Source organism: Dorea sp. 210702-DFI.3.125 (genome assembly GCF_020560945.1).
Classification (GTDB): domain Bacteria; phylum Bacillota; class Clostridia; order Lachnospirales; family Lachnospiraceae; genus Dorea; species Dorea formicigenerans.
In genome coordinates, this window is the sequence record NZ_JAJCNF010000002.1 from 59,575 (window position 1) to 85,508 (window position 25,934).

The following is a 25,934-nucleotide window of genomic DNA, read 5'->3' on the forward strand; positions in this document are numbered from 1 at the left end:
AAGGGACACGAGCACATGATAGCAATTATTGATTACGATGCAGGGAATATAAAGAGCGTGGAAAAGGCCATGCACCTTTTAGGACAGGAAGTTGTTGTAACAAGAGACAGAGAGTCGATTTTAAAGGCAGACAAAGTAATCCTTCCGGGAGTCGGAGCATTTGGAGATGCTATGAGCAAGATCAGACAATATAATCTGGAAGAAGTGATTCATGAAGTCGTGGAAAAAGGGACTCCATTTCTTGGAATTTGTCTGGGACTTCAGCTTTTATTTGAACGAAGTGACGAGACACCGGGAGTAGAAGGACTTGGTATTTTAAAAGGAGAGATTCTTCGGATTCCGGATCAGCCGGGACTTAAGATTCCTCATATGGGCTGGAATTCTCTGAAGTATCCGAATGAAGGCAGATTATTCCGTGGAATACCGGAAGATTCTTATGTATATTTTGTACATTCTTATTATCTGAAGTCAGAAGATGAGAGTATTGTAACAGCCACAACAGAATACAGCACATTGATCCATGCATCTGTAGAAAGTGGAAATGTATTTGCATGCCAGTTCCATCCGGAAAAGAGCAGTGATGTTGGAATACAGATTTTGAAGAATTTTGTTGAGTTATAGACAGGAGGAACGGTATATGCATACAAAGAGAATCATCCCATGCCTGGATGTAAATAACGGACGAGTTGTAAAAGGTGTGAACTTTGTAGATTTGAAGGATGCTGGAGATCCAGTGGAAATTGCTAAGGCTTATGATAAAGCAGGAGCGGATGAACTTGTTTTTTTGGATATTACAGCTTCATCCGATCGAAGAAACACAGTTGTAGATATGGTCAGAAAAGTAGCTGAGACAGTATTTATTCCATTTACTGTTGGTGGAGGAATCCGTACGGTAGACGATTTTCGGGCACTGTTGCGAGAAGGAGCAGACAAGATCTCGATTAATTCATCAGCCATTGATACTCCGAATCTGATTTCGGATGCGGCAGACAAGTTTGGAAGCCAATGTGTGGTTGTAGCAATCGATGCAAAGAAACGTGCAGATGGCAGTGGTTGGAACATTTACAAACATGGTGGAAGAATTGATGTAGGAATTGATGCACTGGAGTGGGCTCATAAGGTGGAAAAACTGGGAGCAGGAGAGATACTCTTGACAAGTATGGATTGTGACGGAACAAAGGCAGGGTATGATCTGGAACTGACTCGTGCAGTTGCAGAAGCAGTTAATATTCCGGTCATAGCCTCCGGCGGTGCAGGCAATCTGGAACATTTTTACGATGTGCTGACAGACGGAAAGGCAGATGCAGCATTGGCAGCATCTCTGTTCCATTATAAAGAATTAGAGATTAAGGAAGTAAAAGAATATCTTCGTGGCAGAGGTGTTTCTGTGCGATTATAACAGATAAAAGGTATGGGTAATTGTAACTTAAAGTTGCAATTACCTATATCTCTATCTAGAAAGTAAAAAGGAGAAAAGAAAATGGCAGCAATTAATAATGACTGGCTTGAGGCTTTGCAGGGGGAATTTAAAAAGCCGTATTATAAAAAACTATTTGAGACAGTAAATGAAGAATATCGAACAAGACAGATATTTCCACCGGCGGATGACATTTTCAATGCCTTTCATTTGACACCATTACATAAAGTAAAGGTTGTGATTCTTGGACAGGATCCATATCATAATGTAGGACAGGCTCATGGACTCTGTTTTTCTGTAAAGAAAGGTGTGGATATTCCACCATCACTGGTAAATATCTATAAAGAACTTCACGATGATCTGGGCTGTACCATCCCGAATCATGGCTGCCTGACAAAATGGGCAGAGCAAGGTGTTCTGATGCTCAACACAGTATTGACTGTACGGGCACATCAGGCGAATTCACACAGAGGCATTGGCTGGGAGGAGTTCACGGATGCAGCAATTATGGCACTTAATAGCCAGAATCGTCCGATTGTATTTATTCTTTGGGGAGCTCCGGCACAGAGAAAAGCCAGCATGTTGAATAATCCGAACCATCTGATTCTGAAAGCACCACATCCAAGTCCGCTTTCCGCTTACCGTGGTTTCTTTGGAAGTAAACCATTTAGCAAGACGAATAAATTCCTGGAAGCAGGCGGTGTGGAACCAATCGACTGGCAGATTGATTAGTAATAATTAAGAGAAAATAAAGGAAGACTATTGACAAACAGACATATCAGGAATATATTTAAAACAAACATATGAACAAATGCTCAATTGTTAATGCAACGTGCAGGAGGATAAAATATATGAAAGATATGGAGAAAGAATTACACGAGCACCATCACCATGAGGAAGAGTGTGAATGTGGTTGCGGCTGTGAACATCACCATCATGAACATGAAGCTCATGAGCATCATCATCACCATGAGGAAGAATGTGGTTGTGGACATCATCACCACCATGACGAAGAGCATGAACACCATCATGACCATAAGCAGGAGCAGGAGCACCATCACCATCACCATGATGAGGAGTGTGAATGCGGCTGTGGCTGTGGACATCATCACCACCATGATGAAGATCATGAACATCATCATGAAGCAGTGGAGCATGAGCCTTGTGTTATGCCGGCAGGTGTAGCGCAGAAGACATACATTTTGGAAAATCTTGGATGTGCGAACTGTGCAGCTAAGATGGAGAGAAAGATTCAGGCGTTACCGGAAGTTGAAGGTGCAACATTGACTTATGCAACAAAAAAACTAGTTGTCGCATCAGATCATCAGGAGCATCTCCTTTCCAAGATTCAGGAAATCTGTTCCTCTATCGAGTCAGAAGTACAGGTTGTTGCAATGCCGGATGATCAGCCGATCAAAAGAGAGAAGAAGAACCCGTTTGAAGAGAATAAAAAGGATATAGTACTTGTCGGAGCTGGAGCGATTCTTTTTGCCGCAGGTATTATTGCAGAAAAAACACTTCCGAATCCGATGATCAGTGCATGTATTTTCATTATTGCGTACTTACTTCTTGGACTTGAGATTGTAATGAAAGCGCTGAAGAATATGGCGGGAGGACATTTGTTTGATGAAAACTTTCTGATGGCAGTTGCGACAATTGCCGCGTTTGTGATTGGTGATTTTGCAGAGGCAGTCGGAGTTATGCTGTTCTACCGTATCGGAGAGTTGTTCGAAGATATTGCCGTGGAAAAGAGCCGTGGACAGATTATGGATGCCGTAGATATGCGCCCGGAAGTTGTTAATCTTGTCGTTGGTTCCGAAGTAAAAGAAATTCCATCACAGGATGCAAGGGTAAAAGATATTATTATGATCCGTCCTGGTGACAGAATTCCACTGGATGCAAAGGTTATCGAGGGTGAGAGCCGGGTAGACACTTCACCGGTCACAGGAGAGCCGGTACCGGTAAGAGTTGTTCCGGGAGACGAACTGATTTCTGGTTGTATCAATGAACAAGGTGTATTAAAGGCTGAGGTTACAAAACCACTGAGCGAATCCATGGTCACAAAGATTCTTGATTCGGTGGAAAATGCAGCGGCAAGTAAGCCGAAGATCGATCGTTTTATCACAAGATTTGCGAGAGTTTATACGCCAGTTGTTGTGGTGGCAGCAGTTCTTACTGCAATTATCCCTTCCATTGTAACGGGAGACTGGAACCACTGGATTTACACAGCGATTACATTTCTTGTAATCAGTTGTCCGTGTGCACTTGTATTGAGTGTACCATTGGCTTTTTTCTCGGGAATTGGAGCAGGATCTAAGAGAGGAATCCTCTTTAAAGGCGGTTTGGCTATGGAGGCATTGAAAGATGTTAAAGCAGTCATTATGGATAAGACAGGAACCATCACAAAGGGGAATTTTGCTGTACAGAAAGTCACGGCAACAAGAAAACTGACAGAAAAACAGGTGCTGACTATGGCGGCGGACTGTGAGCTTGGTTCAACACACCCAATTGCGGTCAGCATTGTTCAGGAAGCAAGAAGACAGAATCTGACGCTTACAAGACCGAAAGAAGTGGAAGAGATTTCCGGTAAAGGTATCCGTGCAACATTCCCGGAAGGAATCGTTCTCCTTGGAAATTATACACTGATGGAAATGTTTCAGGTAGATACGACAGGATACGAAAAAGGCGGTTATGGCTCAGAAGTCTTACTGGCAGTCGATGGTGTGTTAGAAGGATTTGTAATTGTAGCAGATGAAATTAAGACTGATGCGGCTGCTTCTGTAAGTAAGATGAAAGCTCTTGGAATTGCAACAGTTATGTTAACTGGTGATGAGAAGAACAGCGCGCAGGCAGTTGCAAAAGAGACAGGAATTGATGAAGTTTATGCACAACTTCTTCCACAGGAAAAACTGGAGCATCTAAAGAACGTTCGTAAGAATCACGGTGCTGTCATGTTCGTTGGAGACGGAATTAATGATGCACCGGTACTGGCTGGTGCAGATGTGGGAGCAGCAATGGGAAGCGGAGCAGATGCCGCAATAGAGGCGGCCGATGTGGTATTTATGAATTCTTCAGTAGAAGCAATCCCACAGTCTATCGCGATTGCGAAGAAGACAGGAAGTATTGCAATTCAGAATGTAGTATTTGCGCTGGTGATCAAAGCAATTGTTATGATTCTTGGTTTTCTTGGATTTGCGAATATGTGGCTTGCAGTGTTTGCCGATACAGGTGTAGCAATGCTATGTGTATTGAATTCCATCCGCGCAATGCATGTGAAAACAAAATAACGATAACATAACATTACAAAAGTGTTAAATTATGCCAAATGGTTGAAATAGTTTTCTCCATTTGGCATAATTAATATAAACAGGCATTTGTACAGGCATAGTCTGGCTTTGAAAATTGTAATTTTTAAGATTTAAGCCTTACAAAAAACATGACAGTCGGGTCATGATAGTCTGTAGTTTGAAAGGATGAAATATATGGGAAAGACAGAAGTTGAATGCTGCGATGTGACATGTATTCATAATGAGAACGTAAAACTGGCTTTGGAGCAGATGCCGGATGAAGAACTGCTTAATAGTCTGGCTGATTTTTATAAAGCATTTGCAGATGGAACAAGGGTGAAAATTCTGTATGTATTGCAAAAATCAGAGATGTGTGTGTGTGATCTGGCGGAGATACTGGGAGTTACACAGTCAGCAGTCTCCCATCAGCTTCGTATGTTAAAGCAGATGAAACTTGTGAAGAACCGAAGAGACGGGAAGACTGTTTATTATTCGCTTGCAGATGGACATATCCAGTCTATTATCAGTCAGGGCATGGAGCATATTACGGAATAAAAAGATATGTTAAGATGACTGACCAAAGCGTTTTCCTGCATCTGGGCGAAGCAAAGATGCAAGTCTCAAAATAAGAAAGAGAATGTGGGAATAGAGTTATGAAAAAGCAGTTAAAGAGAAAATGTATAGTCTATGGATTGGGAATAATCGTATATGCAGGTGCTGTCTGGGGGGCAGCCCGATTTATGCTGTCCGATCAAGAAAAATTCGCAATATTTCTGGGAACCTATTTACTGATAGGATATGGGGCATTTCAGAAACTGAGTGAAGAGATTATGGAAAAGAGATTCCCGGTAGAATATATATTAGTTATCTTTGCAACAATCGGAGCATTTGGCATAGGGAAATATATGGAAGCTGTGATAGTTATGCTTATGTTTGAACTTGGAATGCTTGCGGAACAGATTGCAACAGACCGGACAAAGAGATCTATTGCAAAGATGATCGATCTGAGACCGACATATGCTATTCGTAAAGTAAAAGGGCAGGAAGTACAGGTAGATCCTTCGGAATTAAAGATGAGTCATATTATTGTGATCAAACCAGGAGAACGAATTCCAGTCGATGCGGTTGTTCTGTCTGGAAGCTCAACTATAGATACAAAGGCAATTACAGGAGAGGCAATGCCGGTGGAAGTGTATAAAGGGGATAAGATTTACAGTGGCTGCATTAATCAAAGCGGTGTGCTGGAAGCGCGAGTGACAAGAATTTACAAGGATTCAATCGTCTCAAGAATTATGGAAACTGTGGAGGAGGCGCAGAACCGTAAATCCCAAAAAGAAGCATTTGTGACGAGATTTTCCAAAGTATATGCACCGATCATGGTATTGCTGTCTGTGTTGATCATGGTTATTCCGCCGTCTACATTTTCTTATGGAAACTGGGAGACATGGATATATAAAGGACTTATTTTTATAATCGTGGCATGTCCATGTGCGCTTGCAGTGGCAGCACCACTTGCATTTTTAGGTGGAATTGCTTCAGCAGCCAGACAGGGAATCGTGGTCAAAGGTGGTAATTTTCTGGAAAGTCTGGTGAAAGCAGATACATTTATCTTTGATAAAACAGGAACTTTGACACAAGGAGAGTTCCGGGTGGCAAGAATAAAAGCAGTGGGTATGACAGAAGAAGAACTTTTAAAGCTGGTCGCTCATGTGGAGAGTTATTCCAATCACCCGCTGGCAAAATCACTGGCAGATGCATATGGAAAAGAGCTGGATACTGACAGTGTCAGAAGTGTAAAAGAAAAGCCTGGATTTGGAATCAGTGCGACCTATGAAGGTCAGAGAGTGCATGTTGGAAGCCGTCGTATGATGGATGCAAAAAAGCTGCTGGTAGATGAAATTAATGAACCGGGAACAGTCGTCTACGTATGTGTGGGCAGAGAGTATGCAGGATATGTACTCGTTCAGGATCAGGTGAAAGAAGAGGCGAAAGCGACGTTTACATGGCTGAAGGAAAAGTATCGGGCAATTTTGGTGATGCTGACGGGAGACACAGAAAAGACGGGACAGGCGGTTGGACGCGAACTTCATATGGACTATGTTTATACGGACTTACTTCCGCAGGATAAACTGGAACAGTTAGAAGATTTCATGTCTATTCAGGGAGAGGCAGAGAAGCTGGTCTGTGTCGGTGATGGAATTAACGATGCTCCGATGCTGGCGAGAGCAGATATAGGAATTGCCATGGGAAATCTCGGGTCAGAAGCGGCAATTGAGGCAGCAGATGTGATTCTTGTAAAGGATGACCTTCATGGAATAGTAGCTTTGATGAAAATTGCAAAAGAGACACTGCGCAGTGTTTCACAGAATATTACATTTGCAGTATTTATAAAGATACTTGTGTTGTTTATGGCAGTTATTGGATACTTTGGTATGTGGGAAGCAATTTTAGTAGAGATGGTCGTGGTGATACTGGCAGTGATTAATTCAGCAGGAGTTGCAGGATATACTGCTTAGACAGGAGGAAAAAAGACAACAATTATGAAATGCTATAAAAGAATTATACCACTGATACTGGTGTGCATGATGCTTGCAGGCTGTGGTCAGAATGTATATAAAAAGGGTGTGGAAAGTCTGGAAAATAAAGATTATGCAGCAGCACAGGAGAATTTCCAGAAAGCAGTAGAGGATAAGAAAAATGTGGCCGATTCCTATCGTGGACTGGGAATTGCATATTATGAACAGGAAAAATACAAAGATGCGCTTGCTGCATTTGAAAATGCAGTTTCAGCCGGAACGAAGGAGACAGGAACAATCTGTAATATGATGGCAGTGTGTAAGATGCAGACAGAAAACTATGAAGATGCTATTTCTTATTATGAAAAAGCATTGGATCATTCAGATTGTTCTGACGATATGAAGCAGGAAATTCAGTTTAATGTAATAGTCTGCTATGAAAAACTGGAAGACTGGGACAATGCAAAGGCAAAACTGGAAGATTATGTGACTGCATATCCAGATGACGAGAAAGCTGCTAAAGAAGCAGAATTTTTAAAAACCAGATAAGGGAAGTTTAAATGATAGAATTAAAGAAAGAGACAGAACGTGTTATATTGGTAGGGGTATGTCTTCCGGGGCAGGAGGATATTGATGCTTCACTGGAAGAACTAAGTGAGCTTGCGAAGACAGCCGGTGCTGTTACAGTAGGAAAAGTTGTGCAGAGCCGGGATCAGGTACACCCGGGAACTTATGTCGGAAAGGGAAAGATTGATGAGATCAAAAGCCTTTTGTGGGAGTTGGATGCAACAGGAATTATCTGTGATGATGAATTGTCGCCGGCACAGATGAAGAATCTCCAGGATGAACTAGATGCAAAGGTTATGGATCGGACTCTGGTTATTTTGGATATATTTGCTGCAAGAGCATCTACCAGTGAAGGAAAGATTCAGGTTGAGCTGGCGCAGCTTAAGTACCGACAGACGAGACTTGCCGGATTTGGAACTGCCATGTCAAGGCTTGGCGGTGGTATCGGTACGAGAGGTCCGGGAGAAAAGAAGCTGGAGATGGACAGACGTCTTATTAAAAATCGGATCGCACTTCTGAATCGGGAGCTAAAGAGTGTAAAGCAACACCGTGAAGTGACAAGAGAAAAAAGAGCAAAGAGCCGGATTCCGGTCGCAGCAATCGTGGGATATACGAATGCCGGAAAGTCAACACTTCTCAACGCTTTGACTGGTGCAGATATTCTGGCGGAAGATAAGTTGTTTGCAACACTGGACCCGACGACAAGAAGTCTGAAGCTTCCAAGCGGTCAGGAGATACTTCTGACAGATACCGTAGGTTTTATCCGGAAGCTGCCACATCATCTGATCGATGCATTCAAAAGTACACTGGAGGAAGCAAAGTATGCAGATATGATTCTGCATGTGGTTGATGTCTCGAATCCTCAGGCGGATGAGCAGATGTTTACTGTTTATGAGACACTTCAGGGATTAAAAGTCCAAGATAAACCGATTATTACCGTATTTAATAAACAGGACCGACTGGAAGGAATACCAGTTATTCGAGATTTTAAGGCAGACTATACGGTTTCAATATCTGCAAAGACTAAAGCAGGACTCGGGGATCTGCTGGAGACGATTGAAGCGCTTCTTCGCCAGCAGAAGGTTTATATAGAGGAAGTATATCCGTACAGTGAAGCCGGGAAGATCCAGCTTATTCGAAAATATGGAGAATTACTGGAAGAGAATTATACAGAAGAAGGTATCCAGGTTACGGCATATGTACCTGCTGATATTTATCCGCAAATTGTTGTCAACAGGTAATTTTTATTATGTTTTATAGTATATTATTTTTTCATACATTTAAACGACAGAAAAATCATTATATACATTGAAAAAGAAATTGATGCCTGTTATGATAAGAATAGTGAAAATTGTCTGAAGATTTAAAACGGAGGTATGTTATGAAAGTGGTATTAGAGCGTTATCATGGATTAAGCAACGATTATGTAGTATTTGATCCAAATAAAAATGAACTGGAACTGACACCGGGAAATGTTAAGATGATTTGTGACCGTAATGCAGGACTTGGAGCAGATGGAGTCCTGGAGGGTCCGGTTATAAAAGAAGACGGCATGCATGTCAAAGTATGGAATCCGGATGGAAGTGAATCTGAAACAAGTGGAAATGGTGTCCGTATTTTTGCAAAATATTTAAAAGATGCAGGCTATATCCAAAAGAAGAATTTCAAATTATATACCAGATATGGGGAGGCAGCAGTTACATTTTTAAATGAAGACGGAAGCAGACTCCGCGTTTCTATGGGAAAGATTTCTTTCTGGAGTGATGAAATTCCGGTGACAGGAGAGAAGAGAGAAGTTATCAATGAAGATATGGTATTCGGAAGGACATTGTATCCGGTTACTTGTGTAAGTGTCGGTAATCCGCACTGCGTGATTCCGATGAGAGAAATCTCTAAGAATATTGTATGCAAGATTGGTGATTACTCCGAGTGTGCGAAGTATTTTCCGCACAGAATCAATACACAGATTATGAAAGTCATCGACAAAGAGAATATCGCTATTGAGATTTATGAACGTGGTGCAGGCTATACTCTGGCATCTGGAACAGGTGCATGTGCAGCCGCGGCCGTGGCACATAAGCTTGGTATGACGAATAACAAAGTAATCGTACATATGCCGGGAGGAGATCTTCAGGTGGAAGTAGAAGATGACGGAACGGTCTTTATGACAGGAGATGTATTCTACGTGGCAAAGATTACGCTCAGCAGTGAATTTACGGAGAATTTAAGGAGCCTGTAAGAAGGAGAGATATGTCTTTAAAATTCGTATTTGGGCCGTCTGGCTCAGGAAAATCTTATCAATTATATGATTATGTGATCCGGGAATCTGTAAAGTTCCCGGATCGTCAGTATATTGTCCTTGTACCGGAGCAGTTTACGATGCAGACGCAGAAGGATCTTGTCATGCAACATCCGAATCATGGAATTATGAATATCGACGTACTTAGTTTTGTGAGGCTTGCTTACCGCATCTTTGAGGAGACCGGTGGGCAGGCCCTTCCGGTGTTGGATGATGAGGGAAAGAATCTGATTCTGCGAAAGATTGCCGGTGATTATGAAAAGGATTTAAAAGTCTTAAAGGGAAATATGAAAAAGCTTGGCTATATCAGCGAAGTCAAATCAGTGCTTTCAGAATTTGATCAGTACGATATTGGGGAAGAGGAACTGAGGCAGATGAAAACAGCAGCAGGGGAGAATTCAAGGCTTTATTATAAACTTCAGGATCTGGAAGTTCTGTATATTGGTTTTAAGAAATATCTGGAAGATAGATTTATTACGAAAGAAGAACTCCTGGATGCACTTTGCCGTGTAGTGAAAGGTTCGGATATTTTAAAAGAAAGTACGATTGTTCTGGACGGATTCACAGGATTTACACCAGTACAGAACCGGCTGCTTGGAGAACTTCTTGAAGTATGCCGGGAAGTGATCGTAACTGTAACGATGGATGATCGGGAAAATCCGTACGTTTATAAGCACCCATATCAGTTATTTGCACTCGGCAAGCATACCGTGGCATCGTTAATACAGATTGCGGCAGAGAGAAAAGTGAGTGTGGAAGACCCATTGTGTCTGTACGAACGTCCACTCTATCGATTCTGTGACAATTCGGCTATGGAGTTTCTGGAGAGAAATATATTCCGCTATAGCAAAGAATGTTATAAGGAAAAACAGGGAGCAGTCCGGATACATGTGGCCAGAAATCCAAGAGAAGAAGCGATGAAAGCTGCAGGAAGAGTTCGGAACTTGGTTCGGACAAAAGGATATCGTTACCGGGATATCGGAGTTATTGTAAGCAATATGGAGGTGTATGGTGATGACCTGGGACAGGCATTTGACCTCTACGAAATTCCGGTGTTTATGGATCATAAGCGGAGTATTCTTTTGAATTCTTTTGTAGAATATATCCGGAGTCTTCTGAATATGGTGAAGGATAATTTCAGTTATGAGAGTGTATTTCGTTTCTTAAGAACAAATCTTAGTGGTTTTACTTATGGTGAAGTCGATGAACTGGAAAATTACGTAATTGCGCTTGGAATCCGTGGATATAAGAAATGGCAGGAGAGCTGGATCCGCCGCCCGAAATATCTGGAAGAAGAAAATCTGGAAATTCTGAATCATAACCGGGTTCGTCTTGTGGAAAAGGTGGACACGCTTGTGTATGTATTAAGACAAAGGAGCAAGACAGTCAAAGATGTGACGATGGCGCTTTATGAGTTTATGGTGAGAGAAGAACTTCAGTTAAAATTGCAGCGTCAGTCTGAAGCATTTCAAGAGGCAGGAGAACTTGCGCTTGCCAAGGAATACAGTCAGGTTTATCGTATTTTGATTGAACTATTTGATAAATTCGTAGAACTTCTTGGTGATGAGAATGTGACCATGGATGAATATCTGAAGCTTTTAGACGCGGGTCTTGAAGAAGCAAGAGTCGGAGTGATTCCACCTGGAATTGATCAGGTCGTTGTTGGAGACATGCAACGTACAAGATTAAAAGATATTAAAGCACTTATTTTTGTCGGGGCAAATGATACATTTCTTCCGGGAGCATTAATAAGGAGTGGTCTTCTTACAGAGCGCGACAGGGATAAGTTTGCAACAGGAAAGATCCATCTGTCACCGGGAGGTAAAGAGAAAGCGTACGAGCAGAAATTTTATCTTTACATGAATCTGACAAAACCTTCTGAGACATTGGATATTTATTACAGCAAGGTTTCCGCGGACGGAAAAAGTATCCGCCCATCATATCTGATCCAGGAGATGCAGAGATTATTTTCGGGTCTGGAAATAGAAGACGAAGAAAAACAGGCATTTTCTGCCCAGGAGTGGACCCCAAAGCTTGGTATGCAAAAAGTTATCAGAGGATTTCAGGACGGGAATGCTATGGATCAGGAATGGCAGGAATTATATTCCTGGTACAAGAGACAGCCACAGTGGCAGTATCGTGTAGAAGAACTTATGAAATCAGGATTTTATACCCGGCCGGCAGATGGACTGACAAAAGAGGTGGCTAAGCAGCTTTATGGAGAACATTTTCAGGACAGTATCACGAGAATTGAACGGTTTTCAGCCTGTGCATTTGCTCATTTTCTTACTTATGGACTGCGCCTTCGGGAGCGTCAGACATACGAATTCCAACCGCTGGATCTGGGAAATGTGTGCCACAGTGCCCTGGAGTATTATTCCAGAAAGCTAAAAGAAGAGCATTTGTCCTGGACAGAGATCGAGGAAGAAAAAAGACAGGAATACATTGACGATAGTGTGGAACATGCCATTTCCGACTATGGAAATTCGGTGCTTTACAGTTCGGCGCGCAATGAGTATATGATTGAGCGCATGAAGCGTCTTCTGACGAGAACTATATGGGCGCTTACAAAGCAGCTGGAAGCAGGAGATTTTGTGCCGGTGGCTTATGAAATGCGTTTTGAGAATGGTAAGATTGACCGTGTGGATCTGTGCAAAGACAAAGACAAGGTCTATGTCAAGGTTCTGGATTATAAGACCGGGAGCAAGGCCTTTGATGTGGTGGCTTTATATCACGGGCTCCAGCTTCAGCTTATGGTCTATATGGACGCAGCAGTAAAAATGACTCAAAAACATTACCCGGACAGTGAGGTAATTCCGGCAGGTGTCTTTTATTACCGTTTAAATGATCCTCTTGTGGAGAAGAAAGTGGTTGGAGAGGAAGAAGAAATCTGGCAGAAAGTACTAAAAGAGCTGAAAGTGGATGGCGTGATGAATTTGAAAGATGAGACACTGGAGCATCTGGATCATTGTCAGGTCGGAGAATCTGCTGTCATTCCTGTGAAATATAATAAAAATGGTAGTCTGTCAAAAAATTCAAAAGTTGCATCGGAGCAGGAATTTGAAGTGATGATGCGCCATGCCCTGGGGAAAGTATTAAAGGTACATCGAAAAATATTAAGTGGAGAAGTTGCAGCATTTCCATACCGGAGAAAACAGGAGAGTGGCTGTGATTATTGTGCATACCGGCATATCTGTGGTTTTGACCAGAAAATACCGGGATACAAATATCGGGATATTTTTGAGATGACACAGTCAGAGGTGATAGCAGCCATGGAAGCAGATGCAGTCAAAGAGAACATGAATCGGGACAATCATGAAAAGGAGCAGGAGAAAGGAACGGGCTCATGGGAGTAAAATGGACAAAACAGCAGCAACAGGTCATTGATCTTCGGGACCGCAATATTCTTGTGTCTGCAGCAGCAGGTTCGGGAAAGACAGCAGTGTTGGTAGAGCGTATTATTACAATGCTGACTGATGAGGAACACCCGGTCAATGTGGACGAACTTCTGATTGTAACATTTACAGAAGCAGCGGCAGGTGAGATGAAAGAACGAATCCGGGGTGCCATTGAAAAGGCATTAGAAGAGAATCCGGAAAATGAACATCTGAAAAGACAGGCGACTTTGATCCACAATGCGCAGATTACAACAATTCACAGTTTCTGTCTTTCTGTGATCCGTGATCATTTTCATGTAATTGACATTGATCCAGGTTTCCGTACTGCAGAAGAAGGAGAACTGAAACTTTTGCGGCATGATGTATTAGATGAACTGCTGGAAGAAAAGTACGCGCAAAAAGAAGAGCGGTTCTTGCGGTTTTCTAATGCCTATGGTGGAAGAAGAAATGATAAAAAGCTAGAAGAAATGATTGAGAAGGCTTACGATTACAGTCGGAGCTATCCAGACGGAGAGGGCTGGCTTGATTCTTGTGTTGATGCATATAGAGTCGACTGTGCAGAAGATCTGGAAAAAAGTGATTATGGAAACAAAATTGTAACCTGGGCGAAAGCCTACCTGGAAGAAGCAAAACTATTGAATGAACAGGCAACGCAAATTAGTCTGGAAATAGATGGCCCGGCTGTGTATGAAGAGGCTTTGAAGCTGGATGCTCAGACAATAAGAGAGCTCTTAAGTGCAAAAAATTATAATGAGCTGTCTGGGCGCATCCAGAATGTAGAGTGGAGTAGGTTTGCATCATGCAGAGATAAGACTGTATCGAAAGAAAAAATAGAAGCAGTTAAGGATCTTCGTGAGCAGGTGAAGGGAATTGTCAGTGGTCTGAAGAAAGATTATTTTTATCAGAAACCGGAAGAAATGGCAGCAGATATGCAGATATGTCTTCCTTATATGGAAGAATTGGTGAGCCTGGTAAAATGTTTTTCGCAAAGATTTGACGCAAAGAAGCGCCAGGAAAATGTTATTGATTTTTCAGATATGGAGCAGTTTGCACTTCAGATCCTGGCAAAAAAAACAGAAGAAGAGTTTGAACCTTCTGAGGTTGCAAAGGAATATCAGGATCAGTTCCGGGAGATTATGATTGACGAATATCAAGATAGTAATCTGATCCAGGAGACAATTCTGACCAGTATTTCCGGTGTTTCGAAAGGAAAATATAATATTTTTATGGTGGGAGATGTCAAGCAGAGTATTTATAGCTTCCGGCTGTCCAGACCAGAGCTTTTTATGGAAAAATTTGACACGTATGATTTGGAAAAAGGACCAAAACAAAGGATTGATCTTCATAAAAACTTCCGGAGTCGAAAAGAAGTACTGGACAGTGTGAATTACATTTTTCGGCAGATTATGATGCGAAATCTTGGAGAAATTGATTACGATGACAAGGCGGCATTGTATGTAGGTGCAGAATATCCTGAAAATCCGGGGTGTGAAACAGAAGTACTTGTATTAAATACAGAATTGAAAAAATATGACCGTTCCATAAAAGCCTCCAAACAGGAGATGGAAGCTCGGATGATCGCAAGCCGGATCCGCAGGCTAATTGCAGAGCAGAAGGTTCTGGATAAGAAGACAGGAAAACTGCGTCCGGCAAGATATTCCGATATTGTCATTCTTACCAGAAGTGTGAAAGGGATTGCTGACATATTCGTACAGGAACTGAATCGGGAAGGAATTCCGGCATTTTCAGGTACAAAAGAAGGCTATTTTGCGACGCAGGAAATCGGAGTGCTTTTGGATTATCTAAGAGTGCTGGATAATCGGAAACAGGATATTCCACTGGCGGCGGTTCTTATGTCGGCATTTTGTGGACTGAACGAACAAGAAATGGCAGTGATCCGAAGTTCTGAAGCTTTTGAAATTCCATTTTACCAGGCGGTAGAAAATTATCTGGAAAACGGAGAAAATACGGTAATATGTGAGAAACTCAAACATTGCTATGGAAAAATGAATGATTTCCGCGAAATTGTTCCGTATACACCAATCCATGAACTTCTACGGAGTATTCTGACACAAACCGGGTATGGTCAGTTTATTTCAGCAATGCCGGGAGGCGCGCAGCGTGCGGCAAATGTAGAAATGCTGATTACAAAAGCGCAGGCATTTCAGTCTTCCAGCTATAAAGGACTTTTTCATTTTGTGCGTTATATTGAGCAACTTCAGAAATTTGAAGTGGATTATGGTGAGGCAAGTCTGGAGGATGAGCAGTCAGACACAGTCCGTGTCATGACAATCCATAAAAGTAAAGGACTGGAGTTTCCAATCGTGTTTGTAGCAGGAACTGGTAAAAAATTCAATGTGACGGATCTTGCCGGACAGGTGATCATTCATGCCAGACTGGGAGTCGGTATGGACGTGGTAGATTTAGATAGAAGAACGAAAATTCCAAGTCTGGTAAAAAAAGTGATTCAAAAAGAAGCGAAGCTTGATAATTTAGGAGAAGAGCTTCGTGTGCTTTATGTTGCACTGACAAGAGCAAAGGAAAAGCTGATTATTACAGGAACCTGTGATAATCTAGAGACAAAAATGGCAAAGACGCTGACCTTTGCACAGAGAAGTAGTGCTATTCAATATCTGGACTGGATCATACCGGCACTTGCATATATACCAGAAGAGATACCGGTCACTTTCGAAGAAGTGTTGCTAGAAGAGATTGTCCGTGATGAGGTGGAGACGGAAGTATCCGGAAAAATACAGGAAGAAATATTACGAAGATGGGACACTTCAGCAGAATATGATGCAAATGTAAGACAGACATTAGAAGAACAGTTCGCATATCAGTATCCTTATCCAAAAAGTCATGCCAGAAAGATGAAATTTACAGTATCTGAGCTAAAAAAAATGGCTTATCAGGCAGAACTTGACGATGAGGAAAATGCTTTGGGAGAAGTAGTTTTTGAAGAACCGGAAGTTGTACCGCTTCTTCCTAAATTTATGACAGAAGAAGAAACGCTGACCGGAGCTCCGCGAGGAACTGCTTATCACCGCGTCATGGAACTTCTTGATTTTGAAAAAATGTATGATAGGCAGACGCTGGAGACAGAGATAAACACATTTGTAGAACAAGGGCGAATGACGCGAGAAATGGCAGATTCCGTCCGGACAGCCGATGTGTTGGGATTTCTTGATAGCTCTGTGGGAAAACGAATGAGAATAAGTGCAGATTGTGGAAAACTGTGGAAAGAACAGCCGTTTGTACTTGGGATACCAGAGCAGGAATTATATAAAGATGAGCCAGAAGGAGACTTTGTTCTTGTACAGGGAATCATAGATGTGTACTTTGAGGAAGAAGACGGACTGGTCGTACTGGATTACAAGACAGACAAAGTATATAAGATAGAAGAACTGGTGGAAAAATACCATGCCCAGCTAGATTACTATGGCAGGGCACTGGAACAGATCACTGGGAAGAAAGTGAAAGAAAAGGTGCTGTACTCTTTTACACTGGGCGAAGCCTGCAGTTTGTCTTAACAAATATTAATTACTAAAAAGGATGCATCAAGTGCATATTCTAAGTTCCCCACACAGGGAATTACGATGAACCTCTAAAAACAAACATCATATTCAGCAGAGGCCTCTATGATGTTAAGAGTTTCATCTCCATTGTGTGGAAGTCGCGTAGAATATGCACTTGATGCTGTTTTTATCTCAGTCGAGAAGACAGACTCCCACCTTCAGGTGGTGAGTAATAGCAAATTTGTCTCAGTGGGAGTCCAATCTCCGACTGAGATAAACGCTCCACGAGGATGCGCAGTGATTCTGATAGGAATATGTCAGCTTCTCTGACCAGAATCACGCGCCAAGTCTCACGGACGTTCGACTTGAATGAAAATATCTGTTAAGACAAAATGCAGGTTGTTCCATTTTTGCAACTGTTTTCTCTTGACTTATAATATTATATGCCATATAATATACAAAAGCATATATTATACAGCATATAATATATGAAACAAAATAATATAGCGAATCTGTAAAGATAATTGCATAACAATTTTGGGTTAAATCCAGATTTTGCAGAAAGGGTGTGGTGAAATGGTCTTTAATACAGGTGCAGCTCTTTTAGATGCGATTGTTCTGGCAGTTGTGTCACGGACAGAGGAAGGCACTTATGGTTATAAGATTACACAGGATGTGCGGGAGACAATAGAAGTGTCTGAATCAACCCTCTATCCAGTTCTTCGAAGACTCCAAAAAGATGGGTGTCTTGAAGTGTACGACAGACAATATGATGGGCGCAATCGAAGATATTATAAGGTGACTTTGGCAGGAAGGGAAAAGCTTGATATGTATCGGACAGAATGGACACAATATATGAACAAGATCAATCAGTTATTTGCAGGGGGTGAGAAGTAATGAACCGAATCGAATATATGACAAAACTGGCATCGCTTTTACAGGACATCCCGGAAGTAGAGAGAAAAGATGCTATGAAATATTATAATGATTACTTCGATGAGGCCGGCGAAGAGAATGAAGAACAGGTTATTCGGGAATTTGGCGCTCCGGAGGAAGTGGCAGAGAATATAAAAGCAGATTTAAAAGGCAAGACAGAAAATACAACGCATGGTCAGCAGGAAGAATATCAGTCAGCAGGACAGCAATATCAGATGAATCATCAGGAGAATAAGCAGTCATCGGAATATCAGTATGGGACATCAGATAATCAGAAAAAGAAAAATGCCCGTATTGGAAAAATTGTTTTAATTGTGGCTCTTGCGATAATTATAGGACCGGTCTTGATTCCAATTATCGGAGGTATTCTGGCTACAGGACTGGCAATGGTGTTAACTATCATTGTTGGAGTATTTGCATTGGTTATTGCCGGGGCTGCCATTGCAATTGTTGGAATTTCGCTGGTAATATCCGGTTCCGTTATACTTCTGCCACAGACGGCCGCAGGATTGGCATTGATTGGCAGCGGTCTGATCATAATGGTTCTTGGTGTGGTTGCAACAGTAGGATTTGGAAAACTCTGTGAAGTAGTACTCCGTGGACTGGCAAAGGGAATGAAGTACCTCTGGGAAAAGATTTCTCATAGAAAGGTGGTAGCGTGAAGATGAAAAAAGGGTGGAAAATATTCTGGCTGACCTGTGGTATTACGTTGGTAGTCGGTATTGCACTTTTAGGCATTGGACTGGGAATGGGCGCAACGATGGAAATAGTGAAAGAACGTGCTCCAATAAAAGAGACTTATAGTCCGAATATTCAGGAAAGCTATCAGGGCATCCGAGAATTGGATCTTGACATAGCAACAGGCGAGATAAAAATATTAAAAGCACCAAAAGAACAGCAGGAGATTACTGTAGAAACACAAAAAATATCCAAAAGTCTTAAGTTTAAGTGTTATGAAGAAGAGGGAGTATTAAATATTACAACAAATAAAAAAGTCTGGAACTGGATTTACGCGCGAAATCATGCACAAGATGCAAAAATATATATTTATATTCCAGAAGGATATAAGCTGGAAGAAGTAGAGATGAATCTGAGTGCAGGCAGCATTTATATAGAAGATATCCATACAGAAGATTTAGATATAGATGTAGATGCCGGTGAGGTTCAAGTGGATTCTTTCCTGACAAATGATCTGACAATGAATTGTGATATGGGGCTGATCGAAGCGCTCGGAAAGACACTGGGAGATGCAGATCTTGAAAGTGGCGTCGGAGAGATTAACTTTACTGCCATCGGTAATGAGACAGATTATAATTATGATCTGAATTGCGACATAGGAAGTATTGTGTGTGGTGAAAGAGAATTTACGGAGATTGGAAGTGAATATCAGATTGAAAATCAGTCCGATAAGACAATGTCAATTGAATGTGGAGTTGGGGAGGTAAATGTTCAATTTCAGGCAGAACAATCATAGGAAATGTGAAAAAATAAGCCGAAGGTAAATGTTTTGGCGAATAAGAAATACAGATGTGTTAACAATACTGGTGTAGAAAAATATGTTTCGGCCATATGAAGGAAAGGAGTTTGCCATGGCAAAAAAGAAGGATACACCAGTTCGTCTGGATCAGCTTACAGAAGAAGAGAAGATGAAATATGAGATAGCCGATGAGTTAGGACTTTTAGATAGGGTTATGAAAGATGGTTGGAAATCGTTGTCATCAAAAGAAACCGGGAGAATTGGTGGAATACTTGCCAGAAAAAGGAAAAATCGAAGTAAGAAGTAACAAAAATATTACAAAAAATATTACGAATATTAACAAATGTGAACATTTTACAAGAAACCTTGAAAAACATAGAATCGTTTGCTATAATCGAACAGCTACAAGATGTTGACAAATATGAGTGAGATTATGAGCAAAAAGATAAGTGTTTTAGATATATCCATTGATAATTTTACAGCAAAAGAAGCTATGCAGGAAGCGCTTGCTTATATGGAATCGGATCTGGTGAGTGTAATCGAACTTGTGACGATAGAAAGTCTTATGGAACTGGGAACAGAGGCTGAGTTAAAAGAAGAGATCGAGAATTTCGACCTTATACTGGCTGGTAACAAGACAATTCTGGAAGCAGCTGAGATTACAGATCACAAGTGTCTGCGAGAGACGCAAGATAAGACATTTTTAAAGATGTTTTTAAGATATCTGGCAAGAAAGCATAAGCGGGTATATCTTTTGGTGGAATCGGAAGAAGAAGGACAGAAGATGTTCGGACATTTTGAAGAGTATTACAGAGGAACCCAGATTGTAGGTATGGCGAAAGTATCTGCAAAGAATCGGGCAGATGATATGCTGATCAATGCGATTAATGGCGAGGAAGTAGATTGTGTCTTGTCGGCACTTTCTTCACCGCTGCAGGAAGAACTGATTTCCAAGAATCGTAATGTGATGAATGCAAGAGTATGGCTTGGACTTGGAAAAGATGGAATTCCAGTGGCAGCGAAAGGCATTGGTGGGGGTAGAATCGGTCAGTTTTTTATGAAACAGATTTTTAAGAAGGAAATTGAAAAGAGTAAAAAAAGAGGAAACTAACAAAAAAACTGTAGTTTTCTCTTTATTTTTTTGTCAAAATATATTAATATAGAATTTGAGAATATGCTCTTTTACTAAAAAACAGGGCACTTTGTTGTGAAAAATGCATATTGATATGAGTGGAGGAGATGGATATGATATCTAATCAGATACTTCAAAACACAATTGAAGGATTGAAAGGAATTACAAGAATTGACTTCTGTGTGATGGATACAGATGGGAAACCGCTTGCAAGTACGATGACAGAACAGGAGAATTATGAAGAAGAAGTGCTGGCCTTTGTGGATTCTCCGGCAGATAGCCAGGTTGTGCGTGGATATCAGTTTTTTAAGATCTTTGAAGAACATCAGTTGGAATATGTGCTGTTGGCGAATGGTGGCAGTGATGATGTGTACATGGTTGGAAAGATTGCAGCATTTCAGATCCAGAATCTGTTAGTTGCATATAAGGAGCGTTTTGACAAGGATAATTTCATTAAGAATCTGCTTTTGGATAACCTGCTTCTTGTAGATATTTACAATCGTGCCAAAAAATTACATATTGACACAGAAGTGCGTCGTGTTGTATTTATAATTGAGACGGATCATGAGAAGGACAGCAATGCTCTTGATAATGTACGTAATCTTCTGGGAAACAAATCAAAAGATTTTGTGACAGCAGTAGATGAGAAGAATATTATCATTGTGAAGGAACTTGAGCTTGAAGACGGGCACAAGGAACTTGAAAAGATGGCGAACGGTTATCTGACACTGTTGAAAGATAATGAGGAAGAAGACGCCCTGATCGCATATGGTACCGTCGTACATGATATCAAAGAGGTATCTAAGTCTTATAAAGAGGCGAAACTGGCGCTTGATGTAGGTAAGATATTCTTCAGTGAGAGAAATGTTATTGCTTACAGTGCGCTTGGAATCGGAAGATTGATTTATCAGTTGCCGATTCCACTCTGTAAGATGTTCATCCGTGAGATTTTTGAGGGGAAATCGCCAGATGACTTCGACGAAGAGACATTAGCAACTATTAATAAGTTCTTTGAGAACAACCTGAATGTATCAGAAACATCCAGACAACTGTATATTCATCGTAATACGCTTGTATACAGACTGGATAAACTTCAGAAGAGCACAGGACTTGATCTTCGTGTGTTTGAGGATGCCATTACTTTTAAAATCGCTCTTATGGTAGTGAAATATATGAAGTATATGGAATCGATGGAATATTAAATAATTAGGAGGAAACTATGATCGAATTAAAGGACGTAACCAAAGAGTACTCGAAGGGAATCTCTGCGCTAAATGGTATCAACCTTAAGATCGAGCAGGGCGAATTCGTATTTATCGTAGGTGACAGTGGATCAGGCAAGTCAACACTTATCAAATTGATCATGAAGGAGCTGGAGCCTACATCAGGTACTATTGTTGTGAACGGACATAATCTGGGCCGCATGCGCCATAGAAAAGTTCCGATGTACCGAAGAAATATTGGAGTAGTGTTCCAGGATTTCAGACTTTTAAAGGATCGTAATATCTATGAGAATATTGCTTTTGCACAAAGAGTTACAGAGACCTCTGCAAGAGTGATCAAGAAAAAAGTACCGGCAGCATTGTCACTGGTGGGACTTGCACAGAAGTACAAAGCATTTCCAAAGGAGTTATCCGGTGGAGAGCAGCAAAGAGTAGCGATTGCAAGAGCAATCGTGAATGAACCGGCGATTCTTCTCGCTGACGAGCCTACAGGAAATCTGGATCCGACAAATTCATGGGAGATCATGAAGCTTTTGGAGGAGGCGAATGACAGAGGAACTACCGTTTTGGTCGTAACTCATAATCAGGAAATTGTAAACGAGATGAAGAAGCGAGTTGTTACGATGAAAAAGGGAGTCATTGTAAGCGACGAGAAAAAAGGTGGGTATAATAATGAAAATTAGTACTTTTGGATATTCTATGAAGCAGGGTGTCAAGAACATAGGGAGAAATAAGATGTTTTCCATTGCATCTATTGCGACTATGTCAGCTTGTATTTTCCTGTTTGGCCTGTTTTATTCTATTGTTATGAATTTTAATTATATCGTACAGAAGGCAGAAGAGGGAGTTGCCATTACGGTATTTTTTGATCAAGAAGCAACACAGGAACAAAAAGATAACATTGGAGCTCAGCTTAAGAATGAAGACGGAGTATTAAGCGTCACTTATGTGAGTGGTGATGAAGCATGGGCAAAGTTCCAGAAACAATATTTCCAGGGATCAGAAGAAGCAGCAGAAGGATTTAAAGATGATAATCCGCTTGCAAATTCTGATAACTATGAAGTATATATGTCTGATGTTTCCAAACAGAAAGATGTAGTAAGTTTTGCAGAAAGCCTGGATGGAGTCCGTAAAGTCAATAAATCAGATGTCGTTGCGAAGACGCTGACCAGTGTAAATAAACTGGTAGGTTATGTATCAGTTGCCATTATTGGAATTCTGTTAGCGGTATCTATTTTCCTGATCAGTAATACAGTTACCATGGGTATTACTGTCAGAAGAGAAGAGATAGCTATTATGAAATATATCGGAGCGAAGGATGGATTTGTCCGAGCACCGTTCGTGTTTGAAGGATTGCTCATCGGAGCGATCGGAGCTGTGATTCCACTTGGAATTCTGTACTTTGTATATGAGAAGGCAATTCACTATATTCTTGAGAAGTTCCATCTTCTTCAGAATATCATTAATTTCCTTCCGGTCACACAAGTATATAGAACACTTTTGCCAGTAGGAATTCTTTTGGGAGTGGGAATCGGTTTTGTAGGAAGTTTCTTTACAATCAGAAAACATCTGAAAGTATAATAACATACGTACTGAATTGATAAGGGGGTACATATGATAAAGGGGAAGAAAATTATCAGTGCTTTACTGATCGGTACATTATGCCTGGGAATGTCGACACAAGTAAGAGCAGCAGAGATTGATGACACGAAGCAAAAGGCTGAAGAACTTCAAAAACAGAAGGAAGCGGCAGAATCGGAACAGAAGTCACTGGAAACGCAGCTTATGGCAATTGTTTCGGAGATGGAAGATACGAAAAATCAGATTTCTCAGAAGGAAGAAGAGCTGGGGCAGAAAGAAGAGGAGCTTTTTGAGGCTCAGGCTCAGGAAAATGATCAATATGAGAGTATGAAAAAGCGTATCAAATATATGTATGAGAATGGAAATACTAAATTTGTTGATATTTTATGTCAGTCAAAAGATATTAGCGAATTTTTAAATAATGCAGAATATATTTCCACTATATCATCATATGACAGAGAACAATTGGTGGCATATCAGCAGATTCGCAAGAAAGTTCAGGAACAGCAGGCTGCACTGGAAGAGGAGTATGCAAAACTAGAAGACCTGCAGAATGATCTGATTGCAAAGCAAACGAATGTCGAGAGCTTGAAAGCAAGCAAGGAAAGCGAGATTTCAAGTATCAGCGGAGAACTGGAGCAGACGAATCAAAAGCTTGCAGAACTTCAGGCGGCCGCAGAAGAGGCGGCAAGAAAACAGAAAGAAAAAGAAGCCGCAGCTGCAGCAGCAAAGAAGAACAATAATAGTGGAAGTGCGGGAGGAGCTGTAGTCAGTGGAAATGGAATGTTTACGCATCCTTGTCCGGGATATAGTCGTATTTCCAGCACATTTGGATATCGTAATGCGCCACTTGCCGGAGCCAGTACAAATCACAAAGGAGTTGATTTTGCAGCATCAACTGGAACACCGATTTATGCAGCAGCAGCCGGAACTGTAACTTCAGCAGGTTACAGTGGTAAGGCTGGAAATTTGATTATTATTAACCATGGAAATGGACTTCTGACTTATTATATGCACTGCAATACAATTTTTGTGTCAGCAGGACAGAAGGTCAGTAAAGGACAGAATATCGGGCAAGTAGGAACAACAGGAAACTCTACGGGACCGCATCTGCATTTTCAGGTGATGAACAATGGAACACCGGTAAATCCGATGAATTACTTGTAGAAAAATAAGCCTCTGGCAGGATTGCAGAGGCGTTCTTGAATCAAATTGAATTTAAGACAGACGGGACTAAAAATATGAAAAATAAAAAAGGATTTTTACAGGGGGCGCTTTGTGGCGCCCTTGCCATGTTATTGGCAGCAGGACTGGTATCATGTGGATTAAAAGCAAAAAACAGCAACAGTGGAGAGAAATATACAACAGAAGCAATCAGTTCAGAGACCGATAAAAAGCTGGAAAAACTGGAATCTTTGATTAACCAGTATTATCTGAAAGATGTAGATCAAGATGAACTTCAGCAGGGAATTTACGAAGGATACATTGCCGGATTGAATGATCCGTATTCTGTATATTATGATGAAGAAGCTACGAAGAGTTTTCAGGAATCTACAGATGGAGAATATGACGGTATTGGTGCGGTGATGTCGCAGAATAAGGAGACTGGAATCATTACCATCAGTCAGGTATATGAAGGTTCACCTGCAGAACAGGCTGGAATGAAGGATAATGATATTCTCTATAAAGTAGAAGATGAGGAAGTGACAGGAAAAGATCTGACAGAAGTCGTCAGTAAGATAAAAGGAGAAAAGGGAACGGATGTTAATTTGACAGTTCTTAGAGGTGACGACAGAGAAGAGGTTGCAGTAACAGCAACCCGCGATACGATTGAGTATCCTACAGTAAGCTCTAAGATGCTGGATAATGGAATTGGGTATCTTAGAATTACAGAATTTGATTCCGTGACATATGACCAATATAAGAATGCCTATAATGACCTGAAAAACCAGGGAATGAAAGGAATGGTCGTAGATGTGAGAAGTAATCCAGGCGGAAGTCTGAGTATTGTGTGTAAAATATTAGATGAGATTCTTCCAGAAGGAAAGATTGTATATACTCAAGACAAAAACGGAAAAGAAGAAGACTTCACATCAGATGAAGAGCATCAAATCGATATTCCAATGACTGTTCTTGTAAATCAATATAGCGCCAGTGCTTCTGAGATTTTTGCAGGTGCGATCCAGGATTATGATCTGGGTGCAATTGTGGGAACGCAAACTTATGGAAAAGGTGTTGTACAGCAGATCTTTGATTTGAAAGACGGAACTTGTGTGAAACTTACAATTGCCAAATACTTTACGGCAAAAGGTCAGGATATTGATGGAAAAGGAATTACACCGGATGTAGCAATTGATTATCAGGCAGATGAAAACAATCCGGAAGCAGATAATCAGTTGAATAAAGCAATTGAAACCCTACAGGGAGAGATGCAGTAAGCAGCTCAATTGGGGACACCGTTAATCGCAGATGGGGACGTAGCAAACTTTTAAAATGCTACGTCCCCAATTAAGTTGCCAAGCATACGACAAAAAGGTCCGGTGGACCTTTTTTAGTATAATAGGAAATTGCATTTCCTATTATACT

The 25,934-nt window shown here is 41.1% G+C and carries 21 protein-coding genes; all 21 read left to right on the forward strand.

Annotation, left to right across the window (positions count from 1 at the left end):
• Positions 1-15 precede the first annotated feature (15 nt).
• The 21 genes from hisH (at position 16) to LI164_RS01505 (ending at position 25,786) form a co-directional block, all read left to right on the forward strand.
• Positions 16-621 carry an imidazole glycerol phosphate synthase subunit HisH gene (gene hisH, locus LI164_RS01405; RefSeq protein ID WP_227086679.1) on the forward strand — a complete coding sequence of 202 codons (606 nt, stop codon included), beginning with the start codon at positions 16-18 and terminating at the stop codon, positions 619-621.
• Between the two features lie 16 nt (positions 622-637).
• Positions 638-1,399 carry an imidazole glycerol phosphate synthase subunit HisF gene (gene hisF / locus LI164_RS01410; protein WP_173793600.1) on the forward strand — a complete coding sequence of 254 codons (762 nt, stop codon included), beginning with the start codon at positions 638-640 and terminating at the stop codon, positions 1,397-1,399.
• A gap of 81 nt (positions 1,400-1,480) precedes the next feature.
• The gene (locus tag LI164_RS01415; RefSeq protein ID WP_005334523.1) at positions 1,481-2,149 is read left to right on the forward strand and encodes a uracil-DNA glycosylase; all 669 of its coding nucleotides are present in this window, start codon (positions 1,481-1,483) and stop codon (positions 2,147-2,149) included.
• A 119-nt stretch (positions 2,150-2,268) separates the two neighbouring features.
• Entirely contained in the window at positions 2,269-4,704 is a 2,436-nt protein-coding gene (locus LI164_RS01420) for a heavy metal translocating P-type ATPase (RefSeq protein ID WP_227086636.1), read from the forward strand.
• A gap of 195 nt (positions 4,705-4,899) precedes the next feature.
• A complete protein-coding gene (locus LI164_RS01425; protein ID WP_005337017.1) occupies positions 4,900-5,259 on the forward strand; it encodes a metalloregulator ArsR/SmtB family transcription factor in 360 nt (119 codons plus the stop codon).
• A 98-nt stretch (positions 5,260-5,357) separates the two neighbouring features.
• Positions 5,358-7,220: a heavy metal translocating P-type ATPase gene (locus LI164_RS01430; RefSeq protein ID WP_117980907.1), complete on the forward strand. Its 1,863-nt coding sequence runs from the start codon at positions 5,358-5,360 to the stop codon at positions 7,218-7,220.
• A 24-nt stretch (positions 7,221-7,244) separates the two neighbouring features.
• A complete protein-coding gene (locus LI164_RS01435; RefSeq protein WP_227086637.1) occupies positions 7,245-7,769 on the forward strand; it encodes a tetratricopeptide repeat protein in 525 nt (174 codons plus the stop codon).
• Positions 7,770-7,780: 11 nt separating this feature from the next.
• Entirely contained in the window at positions 7,781-9,028 is a 1,248-nt protein-coding gene (gene hflX, locus LI164_RS01440; RefSeq protein ID WP_117657694.1) for a GTPase HflX, read from the forward strand.
• A gap of 140 nt (positions 9,029-9,168) precedes the next feature.
• On the forward strand, positions 9,169-10,026 hold the full coding sequence (gene dapF, locus LI164_RS01445; RefSeq protein WP_005334513.1) for a diaminopimelate epimerase: 858 nt from the start codon (positions 9,169-9,171) through the stop codon (positions 10,024-10,026).
• An 11-nt stretch (positions 10,027-10,037) separates the two neighbouring features.
• Positions 10,038-13,442: a helicase-exonuclease AddAB subunit AddB gene (gene addB, locus LI164_RS01450; protein ID WP_227086638.1), complete on the forward strand. Its 3,405-nt coding sequence runs from the start codon at positions 10,038-10,040 to the stop codon at positions 13,440-13,442.
• Positions 13,433-17,014, forward strand: a complete 3,582-nt coding sequence (gene addA, locus LI164_RS01455; protein ID WP_227086639.1) for a helicase-exonuclease AddAB subunit AddA — start codon at positions 13,433-13,435, stop codon at positions 17,012-17,014. Before addB ends, addA begins: the two co-directional genes overlap by 10 nt.
• A 561-nt stretch (positions 17,015-17,575) precedes the next feature.
• Complete coding sequence (locus LI164_RS01460; protein ID WP_117495082.1) at positions 17,576-17,896, forward strand: PadR family transcriptional regulator; 321 nt, start codon at positions 17,576-17,578, stop codon at positions 17,894-17,896.
• Complete coding sequence (locus tag LI164_RS01465) at positions 17,896-18,597, forward strand: DUF1700 domain-containing protein (protein ID WP_227086640.1); 702 nt, start codon at positions 17,896-17,898, stop codon at positions 18,595-18,597. Before LI164_RS01460 ends, LI164_RS01465 begins: the two co-directional genes overlap by 1 nt.
• Positions 18,598-18,599: 2 nt before the next feature.
• Entirely contained in the window at positions 18,600-19,409 is an 810-nt protein-coding gene (locus LI164_RS01470; RefSeq protein ID WP_022279129.1) for a DUF4097 family beta strand repeat-containing protein, read from the forward strand.
• Between the two features lie 115 nt (positions 19,410-19,524).
• Positions 19,525-19,719 (forward strand): small, acid-soluble spore protein, alpha/beta type, encoded by a 195-nt coding sequence (locus LI164_RS01475; RefSeq protein WP_005337026.1) that lies wholly within the window; start codon positions 19,525-19,527, stop codon positions 19,717-19,719.
• A gap of 126 nt (positions 19,720-19,845) precedes the next feature.
• Positions 19,846-20,523 (forward strand): WecB/TagA/CpsF family glycosyltransferase, encoded by a 678-nt coding sequence (locus LI164_RS01480; RefSeq protein ID WP_005337028.1) that lies wholly within the window; start codon positions 19,846-19,848, stop codon positions 20,521-20,523.
• Positions 20,524-20,657: 134 nt separating this feature from the next.
• A complete protein-coding gene (locus LI164_RS01485; RefSeq protein ID WP_227086641.1) occupies positions 20,658-21,746 on the forward strand; it encodes a CdaR family transcriptional regulator in 1,089 nt (362 codons plus the stop codon).
• Positions 21,747-21,763: 17 nt separating this feature from the next.
• Entirely contained in the window at positions 21,764-22,450 is a 687-nt protein-coding gene (gene ftsE / locus LI164_RS01490; RefSeq protein ID WP_005334486.1) for a cell division ATP-binding protein FtsE, read from the forward strand.
• A complete protein-coding gene (gene ftsX, locus LI164_RS01495; protein WP_005334484.1) occupies positions 22,440-23,348 on the forward strand; it encodes a permease-like cell division protein FtsX in 909 nt (302 codons plus the stop codon). Before ftsE ends, ftsX begins: the two co-directional genes overlap by 11 nt.
• Positions 23,349-23,381: 33 nt before the next feature.
• On the forward strand, positions 23,382-24,515 hold the full coding sequence (locus tag LI164_RS01500) for a murein hydrolase activator EnvC (protein WP_022279131.1): 1,134 nt from the start codon (positions 23,382-23,384) through the stop codon (positions 24,513-24,515).
• Positions 24,516-24,589: 74 nt separating this feature from the next.
• A complete protein-coding gene (locus LI164_RS01505; protein ID WP_227086642.1) occupies positions 24,590-25,786 on the forward strand; it encodes a S41 family peptidase in 1,197 nt (398 codons plus the stop codon).
• Positions 25,787-25,934 lie beyond the last annotated feature (148 nt).